Annotated in this window: 24 protein-coding genes; 8 read left to right on the forward strand and 16 right to left on the reverse strand. The window is 73.2% G+C overall.

What is annotated here, in order from left to right; translation table 11 throughout:
* Positions 1–72: 72 nt before the first annotated feature.
* Positions 73–1,455, reverse strand: coding sequence for a transcriptional regulator (locus ACFVZH_RS12045; RefSeq protein WP_384895865.1), 1,383 nt, complete (start codon positions 1,453–1,455; stop codon positions 73–75).
* A gap of 256 nt (positions 1,456–1,711) precedes the next feature.
* Here ACFVZH_RS12045 and ACFVZH_RS12050 point away from each other — a divergent pair, with 256 nt between their 5' ends.
* The 3 genes from ACFVZH_RS12050 to ACFVZH_RS12060 all read left to right on the forward strand — a co-directional run bounded on the left by ACFVZH_RS12050 (position 1,712) and on the right by ACFVZH_RS12060 (position 5,011).
* Entirely contained in the window at positions 1,712–2,395 is a 684-nt protein-coding gene (locus ACFVZH_RS12050) for a bifunctional DNA primase/polymerase (protein WP_384895867.1), read from the forward strand.
* Positions 2,396–2,468: 73 nt separating this feature from the next.
* Positions 2,469–3,374 carry an ABC transporter ATP-binding protein gene (locus ACFVZH_RS12055; RefSeq protein ID WP_384895869.1) on the forward strand — a complete coding sequence of 302 codons (906 nt, stop codon included), beginning with the start codon at positions 2,469–2,471 and terminating at the stop codon, positions 3,372–3,374.
* Positions 3,371–5,011 carry a transporter gene (locus ACFVZH_RS12060; RefSeq protein ID WP_384895871.1) on the forward strand — a complete coding sequence of 547 codons (1,641 nt, stop codon included), beginning with the start codon at positions 3,371–3,373 and terminating at the stop codon, positions 5,009–5,011. The genes ACFVZH_RS12055 and ACFVZH_RS12060 overlap by 4 nt, the downstream gene beginning before the upstream one ends.
* Positions 5,012–5,163: 152 nt before the next feature.
* On the opposite strand, the gene ACFVZH_RS12065 is transcribed toward ACFVZH_RS12060, so the two are convergent.
* The gene (locus ACFVZH_RS12065) at positions 5,164–5,709 is read right to left on the reverse strand and encodes a precorrin-3B C(17)-methyltransferase (RefSeq protein WP_384895873.1); all 546 of its coding nucleotides are present in this window, start codon (positions 5,707–5,709) and stop codon (positions 5,164–5,166) included.
* A gap of 173 nt (positions 5,710–5,882) precedes the next feature.
* On the opposite strand from ACFVZH_RS12065, the gene ACFVZH_RS12070 reads away from it, so the two are divergent.
* On the forward strand, positions 5,883–6,437 hold the full coding sequence (locus tag ACFVZH_RS12070; RefSeq protein WP_384895875.1) for a GNAT family N-acetyltransferase: 555 nt from the start codon (positions 5,883–5,885) through the stop codon (positions 6,435–6,437).
* Between the two features lie 12 nt (positions 6,438–6,449).
* On the opposite strand, the gene ACFVZH_RS12075 is transcribed toward ACFVZH_RS12070, so the two are convergent.
* Together ACFVZH_RS12075 and ACFVZH_RS12080 are read right to left on the reverse strand one after the other, a co-directional pair.
* The gene (locus tag ACFVZH_RS12075; RefSeq protein WP_384895877.1) at positions 6,450–6,992 is read right to left on the reverse strand and encodes a GNAT family N-acetyltransferase; all 543 of its coding nucleotides are present in this window, start codon (positions 6,990–6,992) and stop codon (positions 6,450–6,452) included.
* A 46-nt stretch (positions 6,993–7,038) separates the two neighbouring features.
* On the reverse strand, positions 7,039–7,611 hold the full coding sequence (locus ACFVZH_RS12080; RefSeq protein WP_384895879.1) for a dihydrofolate reductase family protein: 573 nt from the start codon (positions 7,609–7,611) through the stop codon (positions 7,039–7,041).
* A gap of 267 nt (positions 7,612–7,878) precedes the next feature.
* Here ACFVZH_RS12080 and ACFVZH_RS12085 point away from each other — a divergent pair, with 267 nt between their 5' ends.
* Entirely contained in the window at positions 7,879–9,084 is a 1,206-nt protein-coding gene (locus tag ACFVZH_RS12085; RefSeq protein WP_384895881.1) for a hypothetical protein, read from the forward strand.
* Here the strand turns inward: ACFVZH_RS12085 and ACFVZH_RS12090 are convergent.
* Both ACFVZH_RS12090 and ACFVZH_RS12095 read right to left on the reverse strand, forming a co-directional pair.
* Complete coding sequence (locus ACFVZH_RS12090; protein WP_384895883.1) at positions 9,065–9,883, reverse strand: N,N-dimethylformamidase beta subunit family domain-containing protein; 819 nt, start codon at positions 9,881–9,883, stop codon at positions 9,065–9,067. The genes ACFVZH_RS12085 and ACFVZH_RS12090 overlap by 20 nt on opposite strands.
* Before the next feature lie 97 nt (positions 9,884–9,980).
* Complete coding sequence (locus ACFVZH_RS12095) at positions 9,981–10,943, reverse strand: alpha/beta fold hydrolase (RefSeq protein WP_384895885.1); 963 nt, start codon at positions 10,941–10,943, stop codon at positions 9,981–9,983.
* Between the two features lie 463 nt (positions 10,944–11,406).
* Between ACFVZH_RS12095 and ACFVZH_RS12100 the strand changes: the two genes are divergently transcribed.
* Complete coding sequence (locus ACFVZH_RS12100; RefSeq protein WP_384895887.1) at positions 11,407–12,174, forward strand: DUF3592 domain-containing protein; 768 nt, start codon at positions 11,407–11,409, stop codon at positions 12,172–12,174.
* 72 nt (positions 12,175–12,246) lie between these two features.
* On the opposite strand, the gene ACFVZH_RS12105 is transcribed toward ACFVZH_RS12100, so the two are convergent.
* A complete protein-coding gene (locus ACFVZH_RS12105) occupies positions 12,247–12,936 on the reverse strand; it encodes a metal-dependent transcriptional regulator (protein ID WP_055642001.1) in 690 nt (229 codons plus the stop codon).
* A gap of 149 nt (positions 12,937–13,085) precedes the next feature.
* Between ACFVZH_RS12105 and ACFVZH_RS12110 the strand changes: the two genes are divergently transcribed.
* Positions 13,086–13,841: an SIS domain-containing protein gene (locus ACFVZH_RS12110; protein ID WP_384895889.1), complete on the forward strand. Its 756-nt coding sequence runs from the start codon at positions 13,086–13,088 to the stop codon at positions 13,839–13,841.
* Here the strand turns inward: ACFVZH_RS12110 and ACFVZH_RS12115 are convergent.
* The 8 genes from ACFVZH_RS12115 to ACFVZH_RS12150 all read right to left on the reverse strand — a co-directional run bounded on the left by ACFVZH_RS12115 (position 13,838) and on the right by ACFVZH_RS12150 (position 23,418).
* Positions 13,838–14,713: an ROK family protein gene (locus tag ACFVZH_RS12115; RefSeq protein ID WP_384895891.1), complete on the reverse strand. Its 876-nt coding sequence runs from the start codon at positions 14,711–14,713 to the stop codon at positions 13,838–13,840. The genes ACFVZH_RS12110 and ACFVZH_RS12115 overlap by 4 nt on opposite strands.
* Before the next feature lie 82 nt (positions 14,714–14,795).
* Positions 14,796–16,805 carry a PQQ-binding-like beta-propeller repeat protein gene (locus tag ACFVZH_RS12120; protein WP_384895893.1) on the reverse strand — a complete coding sequence of 670 codons (2,010 nt, stop codon included), beginning with the start codon at positions 16,803–16,805 and terminating at the stop codon, positions 14,796–14,798.
* An 86-nt stretch (positions 16,806–16,891) separates the two neighbouring features.
* On the reverse strand, positions 16,892–17,863 hold the full coding sequence (locus tag ACFVZH_RS12125; RefSeq protein ID WP_384895958.1) for a hydroxyacid dehydrogenase: 972 nt from the start codon (positions 17,861–17,863) through the stop codon (positions 16,892–16,894).
* A gap of 111 nt (positions 17,864–17,974) precedes the next feature.
* On the reverse strand, positions 17,975–18,937 hold the full coding sequence (locus tag ACFVZH_RS12130) for a carbohydrate ABC transporter permease (protein WP_384895895.1): 963 nt from the start codon (positions 18,935–18,937) through the stop codon (positions 17,975–17,977).
* Entirely contained in the window at positions 18,934–19,830 is an 897-nt protein-coding gene (locus ACFVZH_RS12135; RefSeq protein ID WP_384895897.1) for a carbohydrate ABC transporter permease, read from the reverse strand. Before ACFVZH_RS12135 ends, ACFVZH_RS12130 begins: the two co-directional genes overlap by 4 nt.
* Positions 19,831–19,881: 51 nt before the next feature.
* Positions 19,882–21,189, reverse strand: a complete 1,308-nt coding sequence (locus ACFVZH_RS12140; RefSeq protein ID WP_384895899.1) for an ABC transporter substrate-binding protein — start codon at positions 21,187–21,189, stop codon at positions 19,882–19,884.
* Positions 21,190–21,296: 107 nt separating this feature from the next.
* A complete protein-coding gene (locus ACFVZH_RS12145; protein WP_384895901.1) occupies positions 21,297–22,421 on the reverse strand; it encodes a substrate-binding domain-containing protein in 1,125 nt (374 codons plus the stop codon).
* A gap of 85 nt (positions 22,422–22,506) precedes the next feature.
* Positions 22,507–23,418 (reverse strand): NAD(P)-dependent oxidoreductase, encoded by a 912-nt coding sequence (locus tag ACFVZH_RS12150; protein ID WP_384895960.1) that lies wholly within the window; start codon positions 23,416–23,418, stop codon positions 22,507–22,509.
* An 82-nt stretch (positions 23,419–23,500) separates the two neighbouring features.
* Between ACFVZH_RS12150 and ACFVZH_RS12155 the strand changes: the two genes are divergently transcribed.
* The gene (locus ACFVZH_RS12155; protein WP_384895903.1) at positions 23,501–23,857 is read left to right on the forward strand and encodes a winged helix-turn-helix transcriptional regulator; all 357 of its coding nucleotides are present in this window, start codon (positions 23,501–23,503) and stop codon (positions 23,855–23,857) included.
* 150 nt (positions 23,858–24,007) lie between these two features.
* On the opposite strand, the gene ACFVZH_RS12160 is transcribed toward ACFVZH_RS12155, so the two are convergent.
* Entirely contained in the window at positions 24,008–25,354 is a 1,347-nt protein-coding gene (locus tag ACFVZH_RS12160; protein ID WP_384895904.1) for a PAS domain-containing protein, read from the reverse strand.
* Positions 25,355–25,437 lie beyond the last annotated feature (83 nt).

Consider the following 25,437-nt stretch of genomic DNA (forward strand, 5'->3'; position numbering starts at 1 on the left):
GCTCCGCACACACGTGTGAGCCCGGTTACACAACCTTCCTTCACCCGGCGGACCCCGCCGCCGGCCCCGCCGCTACGCCGCCGCGAGATCCATCCGCGCCCCGAACTCCCGCACCACCGCCTCTCCCGCGTACGGCTCAAGGCGCTCCCTCAGGTCCTCCAGGTACTCGGCGCCCCGCGACGACCGCAGGGTGCCCAGGAGTTCGAGTGCCCGGGTCCCCGTCCGGCACGCCTGCTCCACCTCGCGCTGCTGGACCCGCGCGGATGCCAGCAGGGCCAGGCCGATCGCGCGCCGCCGCACCCGCGTCTCCGGATGCCCGGCGACCGACTCCTCCGCCGCCCGGGCCGCGGCGTCCGCCTGCCCCAGATCGCGGTGGCAGTGCGCCAGTTCGTCCGCCAGGTACGCCCGGTCGAAGTGGGCGATCCACGCCGGGTCGTCGCCCGCCTCCGGGTCGGCCTGCTCCAGGGCCCGTACGGCACGGCCCGCCGCCGCCTCGAAGGCGGTGACGTCCCCGAGCAGGGCGTGCCCGCGCGCCTCCGCCGCGAGGAACATCGCCTCCGCCCGCGGCGGCACCTTGCCGCGCGCGCCCTCCTGCGCCGCCCGCGCCAACTGGGCGATCTCCCGCGGGTTTCCGAGCTGCGCGGCGAGGTGGCTCATGGAGGCGGCGAGCACGTACCCGCCGTAGCCGCGGTCGCCGGCCGCCTGCGCGAGCCGCAGGGCCTGGATGTAATACCGCTGCGCCAGACCCGGTTCGCCCGTGTCCACCGCCATGTACCCGGCGAGTTCGGTCAGTCGCGCGACCGCCGCGAACAGCTGCCGGCCCACCGCCTCCCGGTACGAGCCGGACAGCATCCCCGACACCACGCTGTTGAGGTAGTGGACCACCACCGGCCGCACGTGCCCGCTGCCGAACCTCCGGTCGAGGTCGACGAGCGCGCTCGTCATCTCCCGGACCGCCGCCACGTCCGCGACCCCCACCCGGGCGCCCGCCAGCCGGGCCACGTGCGGGTCCGGGACCGTGATCAGCCAGTCCCTGCTCGGCTCGACGAGCGCCGAGGCCGCGACCGCGGACCCCGCCAGGAAGTCCCGGCGCCCCACGTCGCTGCGCCACAGCTCGCAGACCTGCTCGATGGCCCCCGGCACGGTCGGCGCGAACTGCAGGCCCACCCCGGCGGCGAGGTTCCGGCCGTTGGCCATGCCGACCTCGTCGATCGTGACCGTACGCCCCAGCTTGCGGCCCAGCGCCTCCGCGATGATCCCCGGCGCCCGGCCGCGCGGCTGCTGCCCACGCAGCCAGCGGGCCACCGACGTCTTGTCGTACCGCAGGTCGAGGCCGCGCTCCGCGCCGACCATGTTGACCCTGCGGGCGAGGCCGGCGTTGGAGCAGGCCGCCTCCTGAATGAGCGCCTGGAGCCGTTCGTTGAGCTGGCGCGGAACGAGTGGCCTGGCTGCCATGAGTACCCCCTGAGGCCGTGCGGTGATCACCGGAGGAGTGATCACTGCCCGGTGGATATCCGGTCAATGCCGATGTGAACACGCGAAACCGGACACGCCTGCCGCGACCGCCGCCGGCGCCCCCACCTGTGCGTACCCACCCCCGCTCCCCACCCCTCCGCGCGCCCCCGCCCGTGCACCCATGCGCCCCGCGTGCAGGATCGATGCGTCAACACGCTCGCCGCCGCGCCCGTAACCCCAGGTGACGGGGGAAGTTGTGCTCACCGTGGAAGAGACCATCGGAGTCACGGAAGCCGCACAGATCCCCCAGCAGCGAGGCGAGCAGCTGCTGGACAGCGCCGTGCGGTACGCGGAAGAGCGGCACTGGGACGTGTTCCCCGGGACCTGGCTTGAGGCCGTCGAGGGCAGGGAGCGCTGCTCCTGCGGCGCGGAGTGCGCCGTCCCCGGCGCGCACGCGGTCAAGCCCGACTGGTCGACCCAGGCCACCGGAAGCGGCGTCGGGGCGCGGCGCATGTGGTCGAAGACGCCGAAGGCGTCGATCCTGCTGCCGACCGGCCGCACCTTCGACGCGATCGAGGTGCCCGAGTCCGCCGGCTTCCTCGCGCTCGCCCGCATGGAGCGCATGGAGCTGACGCTCGGCCCCGTGACCTGCACCCCGGACCGCCGGATGTACTTCTTCGTCCTGCCGGGTGCCGCCACCAAGGTGCCGGACCTCGTCCGCAAGCTCGGCTGGACGCCCGCCGCGATCGACCTCGTGACGCGCGGCGAGGGCCATTACGTCGCGGCCCCGCCGACCCGGATCGGCGGCTTCGGCGCCGTCCAGTGGGCGCGCCGCCCGACCCCGGCGAACCGCTGGCTCCCGGACGCCGAGGAGCTGATCAGCGCCCTCGCGTACGCGTGTGGCCGGGAAGCGGCGGAGGCGCGCAGCCGCCAGAAATGACTCCGGGGGCCGCACGGCCTCACCCGTATGGTGGTGCCCGTAAGTACGGGGACGACCGAGGGGTTGAAGGACCATGCCTGACCAGGCATTTGACGGAGCGTTCGACAAGGTGGGCGCCGCACCGGGCGACGGTGCGGCGCCCGCTGTGCGTGTCGAGGGACTGTGGAAGCGATTCGGCCGGCAGATCGCCGTGAGCGGGATCGACCTGGTGCTGCCGGCGGGCCGGTTCATCGGGCTCGTGGGGCCCAACGGCGCCGGCAAGACCACCACGCTCTCCATGATCACCGGTCTGCTGCGCCCCGACCAGGGGCGGGTGCTCGTCGCCGGGCACGACGTGTGGGCCGACCCGGAGTCGGTCGCCCAGGTCAAGGCGCGCATCGGCATCCTCCCGGAGGGCCTGCGGCTCTTCGAGCGCCTCTCCGGCCGCGAACTCCTCGCCTACAGCGGCCGACTGCGAGGGCTCCCGGGCGCCGAGGTCGACAAGCGCGCCGCCCAGCTCCTCGACGTGCTCGACCTCGCCGGTTCGCAGAACAAGCTGGTCGTCGACTACTCGACCGGCATGCGGAAGAAGATCGGCCTCGCCGCCGCCCTCCTCCACAACCCCGAGGTCCTCTTCCTCGACGAGCCCTTCGAGGGCGTCGACCCGGTCTCCGCCCAGACCATCCGCGGCGTCCTGGAGCGGTACACCTCCTCCGGCGCGACCGTCGTCTTCTCCAGCCACGTCATGGAGCTCGTCGAGTCGCTCTGCGACTGGGTCGCCGTGATGGCCGCCGGCCAGATCCGCGCCCAGGGCACGCTCGCCGAGGTCCGCGGCTCGGCGCCCTCCCTCCAGGCCGCGTTCCTGGAACTCGTCGGCGCGAACGGCCGCGAGGCGGCCGGCGACTCCCTCGACTGGCTGGGCGGCGGCGCGGGTTCGGGCTCCCCGGCGGCGGGCGCGGCCGGTTCGGGCGCCGGTGCCACGGGCGGTACGCAGCGATGAGTACCGCCACTGCGCCGCTCACCGGCTCTCCCGCCTCCCCGGTGCCGTCGCTGACGTCCGTCTTCGTACGGCTCAAGCTGTCGCTGCTGCGGAACGGGCTGCGGCAGTCCGGCGGGCGGACCGCCGCGTACATCCTCTCGATCGTCTTCGGGTTCCTCTTCGCGGCGGCGATAGTCCTCGCCTTCGTCCTCATGCGGGGCAACGCGGACGCCGACTCCGTCGCGGTGCTCCTCACGGGGGTCATCGCGCTGTCCTGGACGGTGATGCCGCTGTTCATCCCGAGCGGCGACGAGACCCTCGACCCCTCGCGGCTCGTGATGCTGCCGCTGCGGCCCCGGCCGCTGGTCAGGGCGCTGCTGGTGGCCTCCCTCGTCGGCGTGGGGCCCGCCCTCACCCTCTTCCTGGCGCTGGGCGCGGCCCTGTCCCTCGCGCACGGCGCCGCCGGAGTCGCCGCCGCCGTCCTCGCCGTACCGCTCACGGCCGTGACGTGCGTGGCGCTGTCCCGGGCCGTCGCCGCCGCCAACGTACGGCTGCTGACCTCCCGCAAGGGCCGTGACCTGGCCCTGCTCAGCGGCCTGGTCATCGCCGTCGGCATGCAGCTCGTGAACTTCGGCGCCCAGCGCCTGGGCAGGACCGGCGGCCTGGAGTCCCTCGAACCGGCCACGGCCGTCGTCGGCTGGCTCCCGCCCGCCGCCGCGATCGGCGCGGTCGACTCCGCGAGCCAGGGCGACTACGCGGTCGCCGCGGTCCGCCTGCTGCTCACGGCGGCCACCCTGGTGGCGCTGCTCTACTGGTGGCAGCGGAGCCTGGTGCGGCTGATGGTCGAACCGGACGGCTCCACGATCGGCGCGGCCTCCGGCGCGGGCGCCCGCGAGAAGTCCGGCACGGGACGGCTCGCCCGTCTGCTGCCGGGCGGGCGCACCGGCGCCGTCATGGAGCGCAGCCTGCGGTACGTGTGGCGCGACCCGAAGACGAAGGCGTCGTGGGTGACCTCGCTGGCCATCGGTCTGATCGTCCCGCTGTTCAACGCCTTCCAGGGCTCGGGCTCGATCTACTTCGCCTGCTTCGCCTCCGGCATGCTCGGCATGCTCATGTACAACCAGTTCGGTCAGGACAGCTCGGCGTTCTGGATGGTCGCCCAGACCATCTCGACCTCCGCCGACGCCTATGCCGAACTCCGCTCCCGGGCCCTCGCGCTCCTCTCGATCACCCTGCCGTACACGGTGCTCGTCACCGCGATCACCGCGGGCGTACTCGACGACTGGTCACGCCTCCCCGAAGCCCTCGGCCTCGCCCTCGGCCTCCTCGGCGCGATGGTCGCCACCGGCGCCGTGACCTCGGCGAGCTTCCCGTACTCGATTCCCCAGGACAGCGGCTACAAGAACGTGGCCCCCGGCCAGGGCGGCCTGGCCTGGATCTCGATCATGGGCGGCATGATCGTGGCCTCGCTCCTCTGCTCCCCGCTCATCGGCGCCACGATCTACCTCCACGTCTCCGACCAGAGCTCCCTGCTCTGGCTGGTGCTCCCCGCCGGCACGCTCTACGGCGCGCTGCTCCTGCTCGCGGGCCTCAAGCTGGCGGCCCCGCGCACGGCGAGGCGCCTGCCGGAGATCCTGACGGCGGTGAGCAAGGGCTAGTCGCCGCCCGCCCGTCCGGGGCGGTGCCGGGTGGAGACACCTGGTGCCGCCCCGTGTTCGTTCCGACGGTTCGTCGCGGCCGGTTGTCGCGGTGGTTCGTCGCGGCTGCTCGTCGCGGCTGTTCGTTCCGGGTGCCGCGGGTGCCGGCCGGGTCAGTGGCCGCCGAGGCCCGGCAGGCAGGTCCCGTCCATCGTGCGGCCCGAGACCTCGGCCGTCACGGTTCCCTGTTCGTCGATGTTGCCCTTGACGCAGACCTTGGTGCGGCCGCCGCCGACGTCGACGCTCGTCAGGGCCGCGCCCCGGGCGCCCTCCCGGTACTCGATCCGGTCCGGCTCCAGGCCGAGCGCGGCACCGGCCGCCGCCTGGACCTCCGCCTGCCCCACCGGCTTCCCCGCCAGACCCCGCAGGGCCTTCGCGAGAGCCTCCGCCTTGCCCTGTGCCGCGGCGCGTTCCTCCTCGCCGATCTCCATCTCCTTCTGGAAGGCGTGGTTCTCGGCGTACTTCTGCGCGGGGTCCTGCGAGATGCACGGCGTCCCCGGTGCGAGCGGCGGCTCTTCCGGCGACGGGCAGAACCGCATGCCCTCGCGGGACGCGGTCGCGCGCGGGTCGTCGGCGGGGTCGGCGCAGCCCCCGGTGAGGGCGGCGAGGGCGAGGAGCAGGAGGGCGCCGGCGGCCGGGCGGGAGGGGAAGGGAGGCATGTGTCCCATCCTCGGCGATGGACGCGAACTCGCGGTCGTGTCAGGGGAGATGTGACCGAGCCGTGGCCACGAGGGCCCCTGCCGCCCCGGAACCGTCGGCTCCTCACGGGGGGTGACCCTCGCCAGGGAGAATTCCCTTGCCCGGCGTGATCGCCCCGTACGATCCTCGCCTCATGACCCTCACGCAGCCACGCCCCCTGCTCGACGTCGACGCCGAGCTCACCCTGCGCGCGTTCGACGCCGAGGCGGACCTCGCCGAGTTCTTCCAGGTCATCGAGGAGTCGCTCGACCACCTGCGGCCCTGGATGCCGTGGGTCCAAGAACACAGCCTGGCCAGGGCGACCGCCTTCCTCGACAGCCGGGTCGAACGCTGGGCGAGCGGGTGGGAGTTCACGTACGCGGTCGTCCTCGACGGCGCGATCGTCGGCTCCTGCGGGCTGCACCGGTACGAGGACACCGAGGCCGGCACCCTCGAGATCGGCTACTGGCTCCACCCGTCCGCCACGGGCCGCGGGGTCGCCACCCGGGCCGCCCGCGCCCTCACCGACGAGGCGTTCCTCCTCCCCGATGTCGACTGCGTCGAGATCGTCCACGACGCCGCCAACCACGCGAGCGGCGCCGTCCCCGCCCGCCTCGGCTTCACCGACACGCTCCGGCCGAGCGACCCCACCGCCCCCAGGGCCCCGGCCGAGACGGGCGAGGACCGGGTCTGGCGCCTCTCCCGCTAGCGGGCGCGCGCCTCAGGCGTTCGGGGCCGGCTTCCAGTCCTCGGCCAGGAGGCCGAGCAGCACCTCGTCGAGGAACTCCCCCAGCACCCAGGCCGAGGAACGGAGCACACCCTCACGGACGAACCCGTTCCGCTCGGCGGAGCGCAGCATGGCCGCGTTGTCCGCCAGCGTCTCGATCTGCAGCCGGTGCAGCCCGCGCACGACGAAGCCGTAGTGGCACAGCACCGCGACGACGTCCGTGCCGTAGCCCTTGCCCCGGGCGGCGGGCAGCAGCCCGAGGCCGATGTGCGCGGCCCGGCTGTGGGTGTCGATGCCCCAGAGCGTCGCCATGCCGATCAGCGTGCCGCCCTCCGACTCCACGACGGAGAAAGGGACATGCCCCTGCTCCGTGTCGTCCACCACCAGCCTCGGGTCGTTCGACCCCGGCGTGATCGGACGCCACGGCCTTCCCTCCGCCCGCGAGCCGTTCACCACGTCGTCGTAGAGCTCGGTCCGCAGAACCGGGATGTCGTCCTCGTGCCGGGCCCTGAGCCCGACCTTGCCGCCCCTCAACATGCGAGCTTCCTATCCGACCGCGCCGGCCGGCGGCAACCGAATTCGCCTAGCGGACGACGTCGAAGACGTTCTTCTGGATGCCGTTGGCGTAGGTCTCGTGCTCGACGAGCCTGAGCTTCTGGGTGGCCTTGTCGGTGGTGCTGAAGAGGCGCTTGCCGGCGCCGAGGAGGAGGGGGAAGACGAGGAGGTGGTAGCGGTCGACGAGGCCGGCGTCGGCGAGGGCGCGGGTGAGGGTGGCGCTGCCGTGGATGATGATCGGGCCGCCGTCGGTCTCCTTGAGCGCGGCGACGTCGTCGAGGCTGCGCAGGATCGTGGTGTCGCCCCAGTTCGTCACCAGGTCGTCCTCGGTGAGGGTGGTGGAGACGACGTACTTCGGCATCACCTTGTAGTCGCCGAACTCCTCCATGTCCGGCCACACGGGGCTGAACGCCTCGTAGCTGGTCCGGCCCAGCAGCATCGCGGCGGATTCCTTCTGCTCCCGCCCCTTGATCTCGTACGCCTCCGGGAGGAACTCGACGTCCTTGAACGTCCACCCCGAGTTGCGGTAGCCGGGCTCGCCGCCCGGGCCCTCCACGACGCCGTCGAGGGAGATGAAGGCGGTGCTGATGAGAGTGCGCATCCGGGGTTCCTCTGTGTCTCGTGTCCGGTCTCGGTGGTTCGGCCGGTGCGCACCCCCCGCTCGTGAGCGGCCGCTGCGCGCCAACCATGAACTATGACCGGCGGTCGTCCGGAAACTCATCGGTCTCCGGAGCGTTTCTCCACGAGAGTGCCCGGGTGGCTCAGAAGGCGACGCTTTCCGGAATGGCCGCTTCACCTGGGTCTTCCGGTCCGCCGGGAGGGCGGGGGCCGTAGTCTCGGCCTCTTGTCGATCTTGAGAGGTTGCCGCATGATCACGCTTGCTTCCGCCGTCGCGCCCCCCGTCCTGCTGAACGCGGTGCAGCTGGCGTCCCAGAACAGCGTCGGCCAGTCGTTCTTCTGGGAGGTCGTCGGCCGGCACTGGTACGTGTGCCAGCGGGACGTCACCACCGCCGACCAGGAGCGGATCCTCGTCACGCGGCTCAGCGAGGACGGCGACGTCGTGGACTCGATGCACGTCGAGCGCGCGGGGCACGGGGCGAACATAGGCGTCGAGCGGACCGGGAACGCGGTGTTCCTGTGGACCGACGCGATGCCGAAGGGGCACTGGGCCTCGGCCCTGGCCCGTATCCCGTACGTGCCGGGCGGCACCGTCAACGCGTCGGACGCCTCCGCCCCGGCCTCCGTCGTCACCTTCCACCGGCCCCGGCCGAGCGAGTCCGTGTACCGGGTGTCGGCGACGATCGACCCGACGCGGCGGGAGCTGGTCTACCGCTGGCAGTCGAACGACAAGTCGTCCGACGCGGGGGTCGGCGGCATCGACCGCTACGACCTGGACGCGGTCGCGGCCGGGACGTACACCCCGCTGGCCACGCTGCCCTTCACCGCCTCGGGCCGGACCCTCCAGGGCTACACGAGCCTCGGGGACCACGTGTACACCCTGTACGGCGTGCCGGAGGGCGAGTCCAGGGTGACCTGCACCCGGTGGGACACCGGGGCGGTCGTGCAGGACGTGCCGCTCACCGCGTTCCCGACGGTCTCCGACCGCGAGCCCGAGGGACTGTGCGTGTACGAGAGCGCCGGCGCCCCGGCGAACCTGGCGTTCGGCATCGCGGGCGGGGCCTCCGGCGCGCGTCGTTTCCACGCGGGCCGCTTCCCGTACCCGGAGACCAACCCGTGGGTGCCGGTCTCCTTCGACACCGCCCAGTTCGCCCCGAACAGCCCGGCGTACATCCCGCAGTACCGGCTCCTCGGCGACCAGGTGCACCTGCACTTCTCGCTGGACCGGGTCGACAAGACGACCGGCTGGCCCACCACGGCGAGGCTGTTCCGGCTGCCGGTGCCCGCGCGGCCGAACCGGACGCAGCGGCTGGTCGGCGTGGTCTCCGGCGCGTACGTGACGGGCCAGCCCCTGACCGTACGGCTGGAGGTGACGACCGACGGCTGGGTGACGCTCTACGACGACCGCGGATTCAAGGGCTGGATCGGCGCGGACGTCAGCTTCTGGACCTGCTGACGGCCGCGGGGGCGGACGGCGCCGCCGCCTCGACGGCCGCGGCGGCGGCCTGCCGGGCCGCCTCCTCGGTCCGGCCCGGCTCGCTGAGCGCGAAGGGGCGGGGCAGCGCGACCACGCGGGCGCCGCGGGCGGCGGCGGGGCGGGTGCCGATGTGGACGAGGACGCCGTAGCGAGCCGGGCTCACGCGGCCCTCGCGGACGTCCCGGCCGGTGGCGTACGTGACGTCGTAGCCCTCCTCCTCCAGCCAGCGGACGACGCTCGCCTCCGCGCCGACGTCACCGGAGACGACATGCAGGACGCCCGAGGGGCGGGCGGGCTCCCGGACGACGAAGTGGACGTGGGCGCGGTGGCCGCCGGGCGTGGTGAGCACGGCGAGGTGGAGGCCCGAGACCCACGTGTCGGGGACCTCCAGGGTCCAGACCGTGCCGACCCCGGTCTCCGTGAGGAGGTGCCGGGCGCGCGCGCCGCCGTAGTGGCCGATCCGGTAGACCGACACGGTCGCGCCGGCCGTGGAGAGGCGGAGGCGCAGGGTCTCGCCGGGGGCGACGGAGTCCCGGTCGGCGCGGCCCTCGATCTCGGGGTGGACCGGGTCCACGCCGCTGGTCTCGTCGCAGCCGACGGCCCAACGGCCGGAGCCGGGCGCCCTGTTCTCCCGGACGACCGGGTTGTCGCCGGTCCGGAGGCCCGGGACGGCCGGGGCCGCCACCGCCGTGCCCGCGAGCAGCGCGGGGGCCGCGACGGCGGCGCCCGCTCCTGCTCCGAGGCCGCGCAGGACCGTACGGCGGGACAGCTGCGGCATGGGTCGACCTCCGGGTCGGTTGTCAGGGGACGATCATGGTACGGCCGCCCGTCCGCCCGCCGCCGCCGATCCCGGGAGGAGGTCCGCCCCCTCTCCGTCAGGGGGTGAGCGCCCCGTTCAGGAAGGGCTCCACCGCCTCGCCCCATGCCTCCGGGTGGGTGTAGTGGAGGAGGTGGCCCGCGTCGGGGATCTCCGCGTACGCCCCGTGGGGCAGGACCCGGACCATCTCCTGGGCCTCGGCGCGGCCCAGTTCGCCGTCGAGGCCGCGGACGACGAGGGTCGGGCAGCGGACCTGGGCGAGCGAGTCCCAGTGGGCGTCGTGCACCCAGGTCTCGCGGGAGGTCAGCATCTGTTCCGGGTCGAACACCGGCCGCCAGCCGTCGGGGTGGCGGGTCATCACCTCGGCGAAGAAGGCGCCCCTCGCCGGGTTCGGGGTCTCCACCCAGGGGTCGTCGGCGCCGAACCAGCGGTGGACCGCCTCCAGGGACGGGAACGGCGCGGGCCAGCCGCGGAACCAGTTCTGCCAGGCGCGCTGCGAGGCCGCCCCGAGCGCCGAGGCCCGCATGTCGCAGATGACCAGGGCCCGCACGAGGTCCGGGCGTTCGGCGGCCAGCTGCCAGGCCGTCAGGGCGCCCATGGAGTGGCCGACGAGGGTGACCGGGCCGAGGCCGAGCTGCTCGACGACGGCGGCGGCGTCCGCCACGTACGCCTCACGGGTGAACGGGCCGCCGGCGGGCTTCTCGCTCGCGCCGTGGCCGCGCTGGTCGAGGGCCACGATCCGGTGACCGCCCGTCAGGCGGCGGACGGCGGGCTCCCAGTGGCCCGCGTGGCCCATCAGGCCGTGGAGCAGTAACACCCCGGGCCCCGCGGCCTGCCGGGCGGCCGGGGCCGCGGCCCGCGCGGGGCGGGGAACGGTGCCGCCGGGTGCGGGGCCGCCGGTGCCGCCGGGGCCGGGCACGGAGCCGCCCGGTCCGGGTGTGTGGCCGCCGGGTCCGGGTGTGTGATCCCAGGCCGTCAGCCGGACGCCGTCGGCCCCGGTGACGTCGAGTCGTCGCGCCATGGTTCCGGCACCCCCTCTTTTCCGTCGAACCTCGCCAGACTATCGAACTCGCATTCGAAAATGCGCTCCTGCCACGCAACACCCCTCGTTCGAGTGACAGGGCTCAAGGATTGACGCGCGCTGCCGAGGGGAGATCTTGAGCGGGAGGCGGACCGCTCGGGGAAAAACGGTCCGAGGGGAATGACCTTGAGAGCTCGGGGCTCCAGGTCAGCACAGGGGAGGACAGGCCCCGGCGCCGGAAGGCGCCGGGGCCCTCTGTCGTCCGCAGCCCTCATGGCCCCACCCCCTCCACGCCCGGCTCTCACCAGCGTGGCACGACGAGGGCGCGGGCGTGAGCATTCCGGCGTAAAACGGGGCGCGCAAGGGCCGTTGGGCCTTGCGGCGGAGCCGACGCGGCCGAGTCGATACGCCTTCGTGACCCGGATCCGTACAACCTGATCGCGCCCTCCCCGGTCCACGAAGCGTGCTGTCACCCCAGATACTCACCAAGGGCGCCGAATCGGCCGTCCTCGAAGGCGAGCGGCTCGTCGTCACGACGGCCGACACGCGCAAGGAAATCCCCCTCGCCGCCATCAGGGAAGTCCGGCGGGACACCGAGACGTCCCTCAAGGTCGTCCTGACCGACGGCGCCCCTCACTGGGTCATGGGAGGCAACCCGACGGCGACCGCGCTGTTCCACACGGCCCTGGACGCCGCCCTCCCCGAGGAGCGGGACCCGGCCGGCAGCTCCCTGGTCACCGTCACGGACGACCCGGGGGCGATTCCCTGGTGGAAGGTGCTCGGCTGGAGCGTGGCCTTCCTGGCCGCCTACACCGGCTACGTGTGGTGGACCACCGTCGCCCACGGCGGCGAGATGGGCTTCATCGCCTTCGTCGCCGGGTTCGGGACGCTCATCGGCCTGCTCAGCGTCCTCGCCGTCGTGAGCAACCTCTGGGACCGATGGGTGCTCAACCGGCGCGGCGTCACCGTCCTGGCCACTGCCGACCATTACCCGAACGGAAAGCGGTCGGAGTTCTACAAGTACACCGACACCCACGGCAACGAGTACCTCCAGCGCGGCTCGAGCAACTCGACGCCGCACATCCAGGTCGTCTACGACCCGCAGAAACCCAGCCGCCACCTCCAGCGGAAGTGGCTGCCCTTCGTGGTGGTGCAGTACTTCTTCGGCACGCTCGCCGCCCTCGGCGTCCTCGCGCTCGGCCTGTGGGGCGTGCTCGCTCCGTACCTCTGACGGACGGGTGGCGGACACGGCCGAGGGGCGCCCGGCAGACCGGGCGCCCCTCGCTCGCGTACCGGAGAAGCGTCAGCGCTTCGCGACGAAGACGTGCGCCGCGACCTCCGCGTCCAGCTCGGCGGCCTCGCCGCTGCTGCCCACCAGGACACCGCCCGGCGACTCCGTCACCGACACCACGGAACCGGGCTGCACGCCCGCCCTCCGCAGCGTGTACATCAGCTGGGCGTCCGTCTGGATCGGCTCCCCGATCCGGCGCACGACGACCGTCTTGCCGCCGCTCGCGTCCAGGTCGGCGAGGGAGACCATCGAGTCGTCGAGGAACGCCTCCGCCTCCGCCTTCTCGCCCAGCTCCTCAAGACCCGGGATCGGGTTGCCGTACGGCGACTCCGTCGGGTGACGCAGCAGCTCCAGGACCCTCCGCTCCACGGCCTCGCTCATCACGTGCTCCCAGCGACACGCCTCCGCGTGCACCTGCTCCCACTCCAGGCCGATCACGTCGACGAGCAGGCACTCGGCGAGCCGGTGCTTGCGCATGACGCGGGTGGCGAGGCGACGGCCCTCGTCCGTCAGCTCCAGATGGCGGTCACTCGCCACGGCCACCAGGCCGTCGCGCTCCATCCGGGCCACCGTCTGGCTCACCGTGGGGCCGCTCTGGTCGAGCCGCTCGGCGATCCGGGCACGCATGGGGACCACACCTTCCTCCTCAAGCTCGAGGATGGTGCGGAGATACATCTCCGTTGTGTCGATCAGTCCGGACATACGTGCCCCTCGATGAGTCGTGCGCTGGCCCTGCCCCAATTCTGACGCATCGCGCCGACAACCGGGCCTCACCGGGTGAGGCGGTATTGACAGAGCAATGGTCCAGACCGCACCGTGAGCCGCGACCACGACGAGAAGGAGCCGCCGCCATGGGCGAGAGCAAACTGGCCGGACAGTTCTTCGACGCCGCGATCGGCCTGCTCCAGCAGGTCCGCGACGAGGACTCCGCCGAGATCGCCGCTGCCGGGGCCGCGATCGCCGAGGCCGTCGCCAACGGCAACCGCCTCTTCGCCTTCGGCGCGGGCCACTCCTCCCTCGCCGCCCAGGACGTCGTCTACCGCGCCGGCGGCCTCGCCCTCATGAACCTGCTCGCCGTCCCCGGCGTCGTCGGCGTCGACGTCATGCCCGCCACCCTCGGCTCCGCCCTGGAGCGGGTCGACGGCCTCGCGGGCGCCGTCCTCGACTCCTCCCCCGCCAAGGCCGGGGACGTCCTGATCATCATCTCGCTCTCCGGGCGCAACGCCCTGCCCGTCGAGATGGCGATGAACGCCCGCGCCCTCGGCCTCACCGTCATCGGCGTCACCTCGGTGGCGTACGCGACCGAGACGAAGTCACGCCACGTGTCCGGTTCGTATCTCAAGGACCACTGCGACATCGTCCTCGACTCCAAGATCGCCATCGGCGACGCGGAACTCACCCACGAGGGCATCGAAGCCCCCTTCGCCCCCGCCTCCACCGTCGTCACCAGCGCCCTCATGCAGGCCACCATGGCCGCCGCCGCCGAGGACCTGGTCCGCCGGGGCATCGAGCCTCCCCTCCTCCGCTCCGGCAACGTGGACGGCGGACACGAGTGGAACGGCCGCGTGATGAACGAGTACGGGGACCGGATCTTCTTCCGCCACTAGAGCGCGTCCGGGGCCGCGGCGGGCACGGACCCGGCGACCAGGTCCCGGGCCAGGAGTCCCGCGCCCCGGTAGGCGGCGTCGTCGAGGGCGGCCGCGACGACGGCGGGACGCTTCTGGAACGTGAGGCGGTCCGTCACCGCCCGCCGCAGGGGGGTCAGGAGGGTCTCCCCCGTCCTGGCGAGGGCTCCGCCGACGATCACGGTGCCGGGGTCCAGGATCGTGAGTGCCGTGGCGAGGGCGTCGGCCAGGGCGTCGACGGCCGTCCGCCAGACCTCGGCCGCGGCCTTGTCCCCGGCGTCGGCGGCCCGGGCGCAGGCGAGGGCGTCGGCGGTGGCTGTTCCGGTCGCCCGCCGCCAGGCGCGGGTGATCGCGGCGGTCGAGGCCAGGGTGTCCAGGCAGCCCCTGCGGCCGCAGGGGCAGGGTCGGCCGTCCGGTCGTACGGTGAGGTGGCCGATCGCTCCGGCGTGGCCGGCGCCGGCCTCGATCCGGCCGTCGAGGACGATCGCTCCCGTGACGGTCCGGTCCGGTGACACGAACAGGAAGCGGTCCCTCTCGCGGCCCGCCCCGATGCGGGCCTCGGCCAGTGCGGCCGCGCGGACGCCGTGTTCCAGCACGACCGGGACGTCTCCCAGCGCGCGGCTGAGCAGCTCCCTCGTCCGGGGGTCCGTGCGGCCGGGCCCGGTCGCCAGGGCCGCGGCCTCCGCCTGTGCGCCGAAGTGCTTCCGGCCGTGGCCGCGAAGGTCCTCGGCCAGGCCGAGGGGTGGTGTCGTCGTGGTGGGGCGCCTCGTCTCGTACAGCGGTGTCCCGTCCAGTGCGACCAGTGCGGCCCTCGTCTCGGTGCCGCTCGCGTCGAGTGCGATGACGTGTCTCACGGGGGGGCTCCTCCTGGGCGGCGCCCCGCCCTTCGGGGCGTGACGGGCGGGGCGCCGGCTGTTCGGGGGCCGTCGGGTCGGGTCAGAAACCGGGGCGGTCGTCGACGCGGACGAGGTGGTGGCCCCGCATCGTGTAGAGGCGGCCCCGGCTGTCGGCGTTGACGTGCGGGCCGCTGTACCAGGCGCCGTCGGCGGCCGGGAGGACCGTGCTGACGGCGAAGGTCTCGGGGTGGAAGCGGAAGAGGTCGGTGTCGGAGACGCCGTAGACCACTCCGCGGCTGGTGACCATCGCGGCGAAGCCGGGGCACAGGGCTCGGTGGTCGGCGGTGTGGATCAGCGTGCGGCGCCTCAGGTCGACGACGAAGAAGCCGCCCCGCCTGGTGAGTCCGTACAGGTGGCGGCGGCGGACGGCCAGGGCCGCGACGCCGGTGGCGAAGGGGAGGTCGACGCGCCACAGTTCCCGGCCCGCCACCGGGTCGAAGGCGACGAGCGTCCCCCTCGTCCCCTGCGCGGTGGGGTTGTCCCCGCCGAGGTAGGCGACGCCGTCCCGCGTGGCGACGGCCCGTACGAGCTGGAGGTCGTCGACCGGGTTGACGTGGACCGACTTCTCGCCCGTGGCGGGCGAGAAGGTCCACAGGGAGCCGCCGCCCTCGGTGTCGGACTGTACGCCGACCAGGAGGAGGTCGTTGACGGGGTCGTGGCAGACGTCGAGCGGGCGGTTCTGCTCGCTGGGGAACTCGGCGATCCGGTACGGCTGCGGGCGGGTGCGGGGATCGTAGGCCCAGATGCCCTGCGCGCTGTACTGGCCCGTGTAGAGGACGCCGTCGAGCACTTCGGCGTCCTTCGCCTCGCCAGGCGCCCGCAGGTTGACGACCGTGCCGGTCCGCAGGTCGTGGCGGGCGATGACGTTGTTCCCGCCGACGTAGACGTGCCGCCGGTCGGCGGCGATGCCCATCACCGTCTGGGGCATGACGGGGGCGCCCGCCGCGCCGAGGTCGGTGACGACCGACGCCCCGGTGGCGGGGTCGATCTCCGCGACGAACCCGTAGCCGGAGACGAGGACCAGGCCGCCGCCGGAGTGGTCGAGACCCCAGACCTCGCCGAGGTCCGGTCCGTCGAACACGACCCGCTCCGAGACGCCCGTGCTCATCGCGTGGGAGTACAGCCCGGACTCGGTGACGAAGCGGACCAGGTCGCCGGAGACCGTCAGGTTCTTGACCACGTGGTCCCCCGAACGCGCGAGCGTGTACGAGGAGAGGTCGGCCAGGTCCATCACGGCGAGCTTGGCGGGTTCCGTCGAGCCCGCGCTGCTGACGAGGAGCCGGTCGCCGGCGACGGCGATCTCGCGGACGCTGGGATCCTTCTCCATCTCGGGCGGCGTGACGTCGGTGAAGGTGCCGGCCGCCCGGTCATAGGCGTACAGCGATGCCCTGCTCGCCCCGCCGCCGCCTCCCAGGGTGCTTCCGGCCCCGAAGAAGACGGTCGTGTCCGTGGCGGCGACCGCCCTGGCCAGGGTGGCCCTGGGGTCCGGGACGCCCAGGTTCGCCGTGACGCCGGAGCGCGGGTCGTACCGCCACAGCGCGGGCGCCTTGCCCGGCACGCCGCCCACGGCGTACACGGTGCCGTCCGGGGCGACGGCGAGTTCGCGGATGTCGCGGTCCTCGGTGCGGCCGACGCCCACCGCCGGGACGTCCGGGGTGGTCAGATCCCAGCGGAAGAGGTTCGGCCCGCCCTCGTCGGCCTTCGTCAGGATCCCGGCGTACAGGTACCTGCCGGCGGGGTCGGCGGCGAGCGCCTGGACCGAGTGGCCGGTGCCGAGGACGGTACGGGTCCGCACCCGGCGGCTCGGCAGGTGGAAGCCGATGACCTGCGTCGGCGTGAGGTTGCGGGAGCCGATGTAGACGGTGTCGCCGACGAGGAGCCCGCTCATCAGCGCGAACTGCTCGATGGCGGGGCCCAGATCGGTGACCGTCGTGCCGGCCGGCGCGGCCTGTGCCGGTGCCGCGAGCAGCGGGCTCGCGGCCGCGGCGAGCCCGAGGGCACCGCCCGCGCGGAGGAGCTGACGCCTGTCGATGGACGGGATGGATGCCATGGGGACTCCTGTTTCGTCGGGCGGGGGTGTGCGGGGTGCGGGGGTGCGGCGTACGCGGGGGTGCGGCGTCCGCGGGCGGGGGCGTGTCAGGCCGAGTGGGCCAGCGCCGCCTCGTGGACGGCATGGGCGAACGGCGCGCCGGAGCAGTAGCGCTCGACCTCGTCGAGGACGTCCGCGGAGATGCGCAGGAGTTCGCCGCCGAGCGAGCCGGCGATGTGCGGGGTCAGCAGGACGTTGGGCAGGGAGTAGAGCGGCGAGTCGGCGGGCAGCGCCTCGGGTTCGGTGACGTCGATGACGGCGTGGATACGCCCGCGCACGGCCTCGGTGGTGAGGGCGTCGGTGTCGACGAGGGAGCCCCGTGCCGTGTTGACGAGCGTGGCGCCGTCCCGCATGAGCGAGAGCCTGCGCGCGTCCATGAGGTGGCGGGTCTCGGGCAGGGCCGGGGCGTGCAGCGTGACGACGTCCGAGCGGCCGATCAGTTCGTCCAGTTCCACGTGGCGGGCGCCCAGCGCGGCGGCGCGCTCCGTGTCGACGTGGGGGTCCGCGAGGAGGAGGTCGAGGTCGTGCGGCCGCAGCAGTTCGAGCACCTTCCGCCCGACGAGCGACGCGCCGACCACGCCCACCGTGCGGCGGTAGTTGCCGAACCCGGGGTACAGGCGCGCCCAGTCCAGCGGGGCCCGGTGCTCGCGGTAGAGGCCCCCGATGTCGAGGACGCGCTTGTTGGCGAAGAGGATCGCGGCGACGGTGTACTCGGCGACGGGGACGGCGTTGGCGGCCGCGGCCGAGGAGACCTTCAGGCCCCGGTCCCAGCACTCCCGGGTGACGTGGTGCTTCACGCTGCCCGCGGCGTGGACCACGGCCTTCAGGGCCGGCATGCGCGCCAGCGCCCGCTCGTCGAGGACGGGGCACCCCCAGGAGGTGATCAGGAGTTCCACGTCGTCCAGCGCGGGTTCCCGGGCGAAGTCGTCCACCACGCGCTCCGGGTCGATCTCGACGTACGTGGTCAGGCGGCGGGTCACGGCCGGCGGGAAGAGCGCGTCCCGGTGGCGGCGGGCCATGGCGAACAGGGCGCGGGGGCGGGTGGCCGGGGCCTCGGTCGGGGCCTCGGTCGGGGTCGGGTCCGCGGTCGGGGACGGGGTCTGCATGGGGTGATTCCTCACGGTGAAGGGCTACTTGACAGCGCCGGCGGTCATCCCGGACTTCCAGAACCGCTGGAGCATCAGGAAGACGGCGATGAGCGGGGCCACGGCGACCAGTGAGCCGACGACGGCCAGCAGATAGTCCTCGGGGTGGCCCTGGGAGAGCGCGGACGAGTACCAGACGTAGAGGCCGAGGTTGACCGGGTACAGGTCCTGGTCCGAGAGCATCACCAGGGGCAGGAAGAAGCTGTTCCAGATCTGGGTGAACTGGAAGAGGAAGATGGTGACGAAGCCGGGCACGAGCATGGGGAGCGCGATGCGGCAGAAGGCCCGGAACTCGCCGGCGCCGTCCATCCGCGCCGCTTCCAGGACCTCGCCGGGCACGTAGGCGGCGCTGAAGACGCGGGCCAGGTACACGCCGAACGGGAAGACCAGCCCGGGCAGGAAGACGCCCCAGAAGGTGTTGACCAGGCCGGCCTTGGCGGCGAGCAGGTAGAGCGGGACGGCCAGTGCCGTGCCCGGGACCATCACGCCCAGGAGGACGAGGGAGAACAGCCGTTCCTTGCCCGGGAACGCGAGCTTGTCGAAGGCGTAGCCGGCCGCGACGCTGAACAGCGCCGCCAGCAGGGCCCCGACGCCCGCGTACGCCACGGTGTTGAGCATCCAGCGCAGGTAGACGCCGCCGTCGGCGGAGAAGAGGTGCCGCAGGTTCTCGGCCAGGTGGACCTCGCGGCCGGGGGCGAAGCCGTTGGTGCCGAACAGGTCGCCGCGGCTCTTCGTGGAGGAGAGGAGCAGCCAGGTCAGGGGGGCCAGGGTGTACACGGTGGCGAGGGCCAGGAGCGCGGTGACCGCGGTCCTGGAGAGCAGGGCCGTCGGCGGCTTGGCGGCGCGGCGCCGGCGCGAGCGGTGCGGCGCGGCGGGCGGCGCCGGCGCCGCGGGTGCGGGCGGCGGAGCGGGGACGGACGCGGGGGGAAGGGTGGAGGGGGTGGTCACGGCTGGCTCCCGCGGCGTGAGATACGGGTGACGACGAAGGAGAGCGCGGCGGCGAACAGGGCGATCAGCAGCGACGCGGCCGCCGCCAGGCCGAAGTCGTTGTTCTGGAACGCGGCCGTCTGGACGTACATGTTCGGGGTCCAGCTGCTGCCGATCGCGGTGGACGCGTTGTAGATGACCTTCGGCTCGGTGAAGAGCTGGATGGAGCCGATGACGGTGAAGAGGACGGCGAGGGTCACCGCGGAGCGGATCATCGGCAGCTTGACCGACAGCGCCGTCCGGACGGCGCCCGCGCCGTCGACCTTCGCCGCGTCCAGCGTCTCGCGGGGTACGGCCTGGAGGGCCGCGTAGAAGATCACCATGTTGTAGCCGGTCCACTCCCAGACGGCGATGTTCGCCGCGGACAGGACGGCGTTGTCGGCGGAGAGGAAGTCGACGTGGAGGTCTGCGGACTGGAGGAGGTCGACGACCGGGCTGAGGCCGGGCGTGTAGAGGTACACCCAGATCAGCGCGGCGATCAGCCCGGGCACCGCGTGCGGCAGGAAGAGCGCGAGCTGGAAGAAGGAGCGGGCCTTGGCGAGGCCGCTGTCGAGCAGCAGGGCGAGGACGAGCGCGCCCCCGATCATCACCGGGATGTAGACGGCGCAGTAGGCGGCGACGACGAGGAAGCCGTCGCGGAACTCCGGGTCGGCGAGGGCTCGTCCGTAGTTGTCCCAGCCGGCGAAGACGCTCTCCACGCCTCCGAACCCGAGGCCCGAGGTGCGGGTGGTGAACAGGCTCAGCCAGGCCGCGTACAGCAGCGGCGCGAGGGTGACGGCGGCGAACAGGGCGAGGAAGGGGGACAGGAGCAGCGCGGCGGTGCCGCTCTGCCCTCGCGTGGAGGGTGCTGCCATGACGGCCTTTCGGGGCGGGGCGGGTGGAGCGGGGGGCGGGGCCGGCGGCCGCTACGGGGCGGTGACCTGTATGCCGCGCTGCTTCATCTGCGCGACGGTCGTCCGCCGGACCTGGGAGAGGACCGTCGGCAGGGAGACGGTGCCGTCGGCGACCTTGGGGAGTTCGTCCACGAGGGCGGTGTTGGTGGCGGCCATGGCCGGGCCCCAGGTCCAGCCGGGCGGGACCGCGTCGTAGGAGGTCTTCGCCACGGCGTACACGTCCTGGCCGCCGTAGTACGCGGTCCCGAAGGCGGCCTTCGTGACGGGTACGAGCGCCGGGTCGGCCGGGAACATGCTGCTGGTGCCCGAGGACACCCATGCCTTCATGCCCTCGGGGTCGGTGGTGATCCACTTGATGAACTCCGCGGCGGCCGCGCTGTTGCGGGCCCCCTTGGGGATCACGAAGGAGGAGCCTCCGTACATGGCCGAGGCCGGCTTGCCGTCCCAGGACGGCACGGGCGCGACGGCCCACTTCCCCTTCTGGTCGGGGACGGTGGCCTGGAGCGCTCCGGCGCACCAGCTGGCGCAGACGTAGGCGACGGTCCGGTTCTTCTGCACGCTCGTCCAGAACGGGTCCAGGGAGCTCAGCGACCGGACGAGGTCCTTGCGGGCGAGGTCGCCCCAGTACGCGGCGGCCTTCCTGGAGGGGGCGTCGTCGATGCCGACCTTCCAGGAGTCCTTCCCGGCGCTGAACCACTGTCCGCCGGCCTGCCAGGCGAAGGCGGTCAGCAGGCCGGGGTTGTCGGTGAAGAGGACACCGCCGCGGGCGCCGGGATCCGCCGTCCTCACCTGCTCCGTCATCGTCCGGTAGGAGTCCCAGGTGGTGGGCACGGCGATCTTGTGCCGGGTGAAGAAGTCCTTGCGGTAGAAGAGCATGAGGGGGGCCGCGTCGCGGGGGACGCCCCAGGTCCTGCCGCCGAGGTCGACGAGCTGCCGGGCGGCTTCGGGGAACCGCTGTTCCACGACCGGCCCGAGCGTTCCGCTCAGGTCCTCGACCTTGCCCTGGGCGGCGAACTCGGGCAGTTGCGGGTACTCGACGACCGCGACGTCCGGCGCCGTGCCCGCCTTCACGGCGTTGGTGAGCTTGGAGTAGTACTCCTGGCCCGACGGAACGGTCTCGAACGTCACCTCGATGCCCGGGTGGCTGCGGTTGAAGGCGTCGGCCACCTGGTCGGAGCCCTTGACGAAGGACCAGAAGGTGACCTTGCCGGTCCCGCCCGCGCGCGGGGAGGCGGCGTCGTCGGCTCCCCCGCAGCCGGTGGCGAGGAGGCCGAGGGCGGTGAGGGAGCAGATCAGGGCGGATGTGGTTCTGCGAAGCATGGAGTACACCGTTCGTTCGCTGAGGCGTCGAACGGCATCATTCGCCAGGTACTTTCACTCGTCAATGCTTTCAGCTTCACTTGGGTCGATGTGAAAGCAAGTGAAAGCTACGAGGGGGTGTCGGGCCCCACCCGAGCCCCACTGGAGGCACGGACCCGCAGCTCCGGACGGAGCAGCAGCTCGGCCAGCGGCGCGGCCGGATCGGCGAGGCGCCGCCGCAGCAGCTCGACCGCCCAGGCACCCACGGCCCTCTTCGGCGGTGCCACCGCGGTCAGCGGGACGTCGCTCAGCTCCGCGACCTCGTCGTCGTACGTCACGATCGCCAGGTCGTCCGGAACCCGCAGCCCGCGCGCCTGGAGCAGGCCGACCAGGGTGACGGCGTCGAGGTCGTTGTGGACCAGCGCGGCCCCCACGTCCCCCGCCTCGACCGCCCGGACCAGCTCTTCGAACCACCCGGTGACCGTCGGCCCCTCAGCCCCTTCGATCCGGTACTCGGGCCCCGCCTCCAGACCCAGCTCCCGGCAGGCCGCCGCGTAACCCTCCCTGATCAGCACCGTGTTGGGGCTCTCGACCCTGGCGATCAGGGCGATCCGCCCGTGCCCGAGTCCGGCGAGATGCCGGACGGCGAGGCCCGCGCCATGGGCGTGGTCGGACGCCACCTGCTCCAGGCGCCCGGCGTCCCCGCCGGCCCGGCGGTCGACGAGCACGGCCGGGGTGTCGAGACCCGCCAGCCAGCGCTCGACGTCCTCCGCGGGCTCGATCCCCGCCCGCGGCATCAGCAGCAGCCCGTCGGCGCCGGCCGCGACGAGCCGCCGCGCCTGCTCCCGGATCTCGTCCAGCGTCTCGCCGGAGACGGCGAGCACGACCCGGACCCCCTGCTTGCGGGCCGCTTCCTGCACCCCGCGGACGATCTCGGGGTAGTAGTAGTCGCCCGGCGGGACGACCAGACCGAACGAGGGCCCCTGCCGGGGTGCGGACCGGGCCGCCCCGGAACCCGGCGCGGCGCCCTGCCCGGCGGCGGCCGGAGACATCGCGCCGCCGTGCACCCGGACGACGAGCCCACGATTCGCCAGGTCACGGACGTCCTGCCGAACGGTGACGGCAGAGACGCCCATCTCCGCCGCCGCCTCCTTCACCGTGACCGATCCCCGGTCCTCCACCATCCGCAGGATCGCCTCACGCCGTTCCTCGGTCAGCACGCCGGTGCCCCCTCGCTTGATGAGTGAAGCCATGCGCTTTCACTCGACAAAACGAAAGGTAGCAACGACAGGGCGGGGGTGCGGCCCCCGCCGACGGGGCGAGGGCCGCGCCGGCGCCTCAGGCGTGGTCCAGGACCTGGGTGACACGGGTGAAGCCGTCCGCGCCGTGCCCCAGGTCCACCGCGCGGACGGCCAGCGCCTCGGCGGCGCGCATGACGGTCGCGTCGATGCCGTGGGCCTCGGCGGCGTGCACCACATGGCCCATCGTGGACACGGCCGAGGTGAGCGGATTGCCCTCGCCCGAGTAGCCGCCGCCGTCCACGTCGTCCGCCCACTCCTCGAACAGCGGCGGCAGGATCGCCCCGATGCCCCGCGCGAACGGCGCGAGCTCGCGGGCGGAGATCCCCTCGGCGCGGGCCAGCGCCAGGGCGTGCACGTACCCCGTCATCGACGTCCAGAAGATGTCGAGCAGCGCGACGTCGTAGGCGGCCGCCCGGCCGATGTCCTCACCGAGATGGGTGTGGACACCGCCCAGGGCGTCGAGCACCGGCGCGTGCTCGCGGTAGAGCGGCTCGGGACCGCTGTACAGGAACACCCCGGCGGGCGTCCCGATGCTCGGCGTCGGCGTCATGATGGCGCCGTCCACATAGCCGATGCCGTGCTCGTCGGCCCAGCGGCCGGTGTCCCGGGACCGCACCGGGGTGTCGGCGCTCAGGTTGACCACCGTCCGCCCCTTGAGCGCGGCCGTGACCGCCGGCTGCCGCAGGACCGCGTCCGTGGCGTCGTAGTTGACCAGGCACACGACCGTCAGCGCGCTCGCGGCCACCGCCTCCTCGGCGCTCCCGGCCAGGACCGCGCCCCGCTCGGCGAGATCCCCCTCCCGGCCCGGAGTGCGGTTCCACACGGTGGTCCGCACACCGGCGTCCAGGAACGCGCCGGCCAGCGCACGGCCCATCGGGCCGAGCCCCAGAACCGTCACGGAGAGCCGGCGAACGGAAGACGACTCGGAAGGGGACAGGGAAGGGGACATGGAAGAAGACACGGAGGAACTCCCTTGCACATGGATGAGATACAGAGGTGACCGGCGAAGCCGGCGAACGAGAGGAACGCGCATGACACGCCTCCGGGCCCAGGACACCGACGTCTGCGGAGTGACGGCCGCGATCGCCGTGCTCGACGGCAAATGGAAGACGTCGCTGCTGTGGCTGCTGGAATCCGGCCCGCGCCGGCCCGGCGAACTGCGCCGCGAACTCCCCGCGATCAGCGAGAAAGTGCTGACCGAGGCATTGCGGGAGATGGAGGCGCACGACCTCGTACACCGCGAGGTGCACGACGTACTGCCCCCGAAGACCGTCTACTCCCTGACGGCGTACGGACGTGAACTGTCCGAACTGCTCGGCCCGTTGTCCGACTGGGGCCATCGCCGGCTCGACCGGCTCACGGCGGCCAGGACCGCCGCCGCTTCCTGAGGCCCGGTCCTTCTTCCCCTCTCGCTCCGGGCCACCACCAGGTTCCCCCGGGCGCCGGGACCCGACAAGTACCCACAAAAAAGTGGGTGTACGGGGACGGCGGCCGGGGCCCTGGGCGTACGCCTGGGGCGCTCCGCCGTGGGCGTACGCCTAGGAAGCCCTGCCGTCCCGGCCTTCCCCGCCCGCGAGATCGAGCAGCGCCGCCGCCCGGGCCGCCACCGTCTCCCCGAACACCACGTCCTCCCGCTCGAAGGGCGCCCGGCAGGCCGCCCGCAGGAAGGTCAGCACGCCGACCGTCCGGCCCCGGGAGCGCAGCACGAGGCACAGGGCGTGTGCCGCGTCCCCCGGCCACTGGTGGGCCTCCGCCCACACCTCGGCCGTGCGGCCCGCGCTCGCCCGCACCGTGCCGAGCCGGTCCCACGCCTGGAGCGCCGGATGCCGCGGCCCGTACCGCAGCGGGATGCCGCCGCCGACGACCGGGGACGACGGGCCGGGGGCGCCCGCGGGCGTGGCGAGGGCCCGCGTCAGACGCCGCTCCCCCGCCACCCGGTCGACCAGGGCGTGGTCCGCGAAACCGGCCAGCGCGAAGTCGAGCAGGACCGTCGCGGCCTCGTCCGGGTCCTCGCACTCCGCGGCCGCCGCACCCGCCCGGTGCAGCTGGCTCCACCGGAACCGCATCCGGTCCGCCTCGCGCGCCGCGAGCCGCTCCTCCGTCACGTCCTGGAAGAGCCACGCCACCCCCAGCGGCACCGGCTCCTCCGCCATCGGCGACGACAGCAGCAGGAAGCCGCTGCGCCAGCAGCGGCGCCGCTCCCCGGAGGCCGTCCGCAGCGTCACCCACACCTCGGCGGGCGCCGGGGGCGTCCCCTCCGCCAGGACGTGCTGGAGGGCCGCCTCCAGCTCCTCGGCGCCGTGCACGACGACGTCGCCGAGCGGCCGTCCGAGCAGCGCCGTACGCCCCGTCCCGAAGGCCCGGGCCGCGTGGCCGTTGACCACGGCGGGCCGCAGATCGGCGTCCACCAGCACGACCCCCCACGACGCGTCCTGGAACAGCGCCTCGCTCAGGGCCACCGACCGTTCGAGATCCAGCTGTACGTGGACCTCACTGAACGCGCAGTACACGCCGACCGGGCCACCGTCCGCCCCCCGCACCCCCGCCGCCTGGCTGCGCACGAGCACCCGCCCGCCGTCCTTGCGCAGCAGCACGAACTCGTGCACCTGCCGCCCGGGGCCCTTCATCGTCCCCATCAGCCGGCCCAGCGTCTCCTCGGCGTCCGCGCTCCGCGCCGCCCACCCGCCGAACCCGCGCCGCCCGACCGCCTCCCCCGCCGACCACCCGAGGATCCGCTCCGCCTCCCGGTTCCAGTGCGTCACCGTCCCCTCGGCGTCGAACGCGCACAACGCCGCGTCCATCCCGTCCAGCAGCGCGGCCAACAGCTCGCCCCCCGCCCCCGGCACGGAAGCGGTCTCGCTGGCGGACCCCGTGAAAGCACTCATCAGGCACTCCCCCCATACTCCCGCCATTCAACTGGAACGTGACGCAGAGCACACCCCTGTTCCGCGATTTGAATAAATGGGTT

Source organism: Streptomyces sp. NPDC059534, assembly GCF_042743475.1.
Classification (GTDB): domain Bacteria; phylum Actinomycetota; class Actinomycetes; order Streptomycetales; family Streptomycetaceae; genus Streptomyces.

Bases quoted from the DNA above. Each gene is read 5' to 3' on its own strand.
- ACFVZH_RS12080 (WP_384895879.1), bottom strand. From the start codon at position 7,611: ATGCGCACTCTCATCAGCACCGCCTTCATCTCCCTCGACGGCGTCGTG.
- ACFVZH_RS12135 (WP_384895897.1), bottom strand. From the start codon at position 19,830: ATGGCAGCACCCTCCACGCGAGGGCAGAGCGGCACCGCCGCGCTGCTC.
- ACFVZH_RS12145 (WP_384895901.1), bottom strand. From the start codon at position 22,421: ATGGCTTCACTCATCAAGCGAGGGGGCACCGGCGTGCTGACCGAGGAA.
- ACFVZH_RS12090 (WP_384895883.1), bottom strand. From the start codon at position 9,883: ATGCCGCAGCTGTCCCGCCGTACGGTCCTGCGCGGCCTCGGAGCAGGA.
- ACFVZH_RS12095 (WP_384895885.1), bottom strand. From the start codon at position 10,943: ATGGCGCGACGACTCGACGTCACCGGGGCCGACGGCGTCCGGCTGACG.
- ACFVZH_RS12125 (WP_384895958.1), bottom strand. From the start codon at position 17,863: ATGGCCCGCCGCCACCGGGACGCGCTCTTCCCGCCGGCCGTGACCCGC.
- ACFVZH_RS12070 (WP_384895875.1), top strand. From the start codon at position 5,883: ATGACCCTCACGCAGCCACGCCCCCTGCTCGACGTCGACGCCGAGCTC.
- ACFVZH_RS12150 (WP_384895960.1), bottom strand. From the start codon at position 23,418: ATGTCCCCTTCCCTGTCCCCTTCCGAGTCGTCTTCCGTTCGCCGGCTC.
- ACFVZH_RS12085 (WP_384895881.1), top strand. From the start codon at position 7,879: ATGATCACGCTTGCTTCCGCCGTCGCGCCCCCCGTCCTGCTGAACGCG.
- ACFVZH_RS12140 (WP_384895899.1), bottom strand. From the start codon at position 21,189: ATGCTTCGCAGAACCACATCCGCCCTGATCTGCTCCCTCACCGCCCTC.
- ACFVZH_RS12055 (WP_384895869.1), top strand. From the start codon at position 2,469: ATGCCTGACCAGGCATTTGACGGAGCGTTCGACAAGGTGGGCGCCGCA.
- ACFVZH_RS12105 (WP_055642001.1), bottom strand. From the start codon at position 12,936: ATGTCCGGACTGATCGACACAACGGAGATGTATCTCCGCACCATCCTC.
- ACFVZH_RS12155 (WP_384895903.1), top strand. From the start codon at position 23,501: ATGACACGCCTCCGGGCCCAGGACACCGACGTCTGCGGAGTGACGGCC.
- ACFVZH_RS12120 (WP_384895893.1), bottom strand. From the start codon at position 16,805: ATGGCATCCATCCCGTCCATCGACAGGCGTCAGCTCCTCCGCGCGGGC.
- ACFVZH_RS12075 (WP_384895877.1), bottom strand. From the start codon at position 6,992: ATGTTGAGGGGCGGCAAGGTCGGGCTCAGGGCCCGGCACGAGGACGAC.
- ACFVZH_RS12065 (WP_384895873.1), bottom strand. From the start codon at position 5,709: ATGCCTCCCTTCCCCTCCCGCCCGGCCGCCGGCGCCCTCCTGCTCCTC.
- ACFVZH_RS12060 (WP_384895871.1), top strand. From the start codon at position 3,371: ATGAGTACCGCCACTGCGCCGCTCACCGGCTCTCCCGCCTCCCCGGTG.
- ACFVZH_RS12045 (WP_384895865.1), bottom strand. From the start codon at position 1,455: ATGGCAGCCAGGCCACTCGTTCCGCGCCAGCTCAACGAACGGCTCCAG.
- ACFVZH_RS12160 (WP_384895904.1), bottom strand. From the start codon at position 25,354: ATGAGTGCTTTCACGGGGTCCGCCAGCGAGACCGCTTCCGTGCCGGGG.
- ACFVZH_RS12110 (WP_384895889.1), top strand. From the start codon at position 13,086: ATGGGCGAGAGCAAACTGGCCGGACAGTTCTTCGACGCCGCGATCGGC.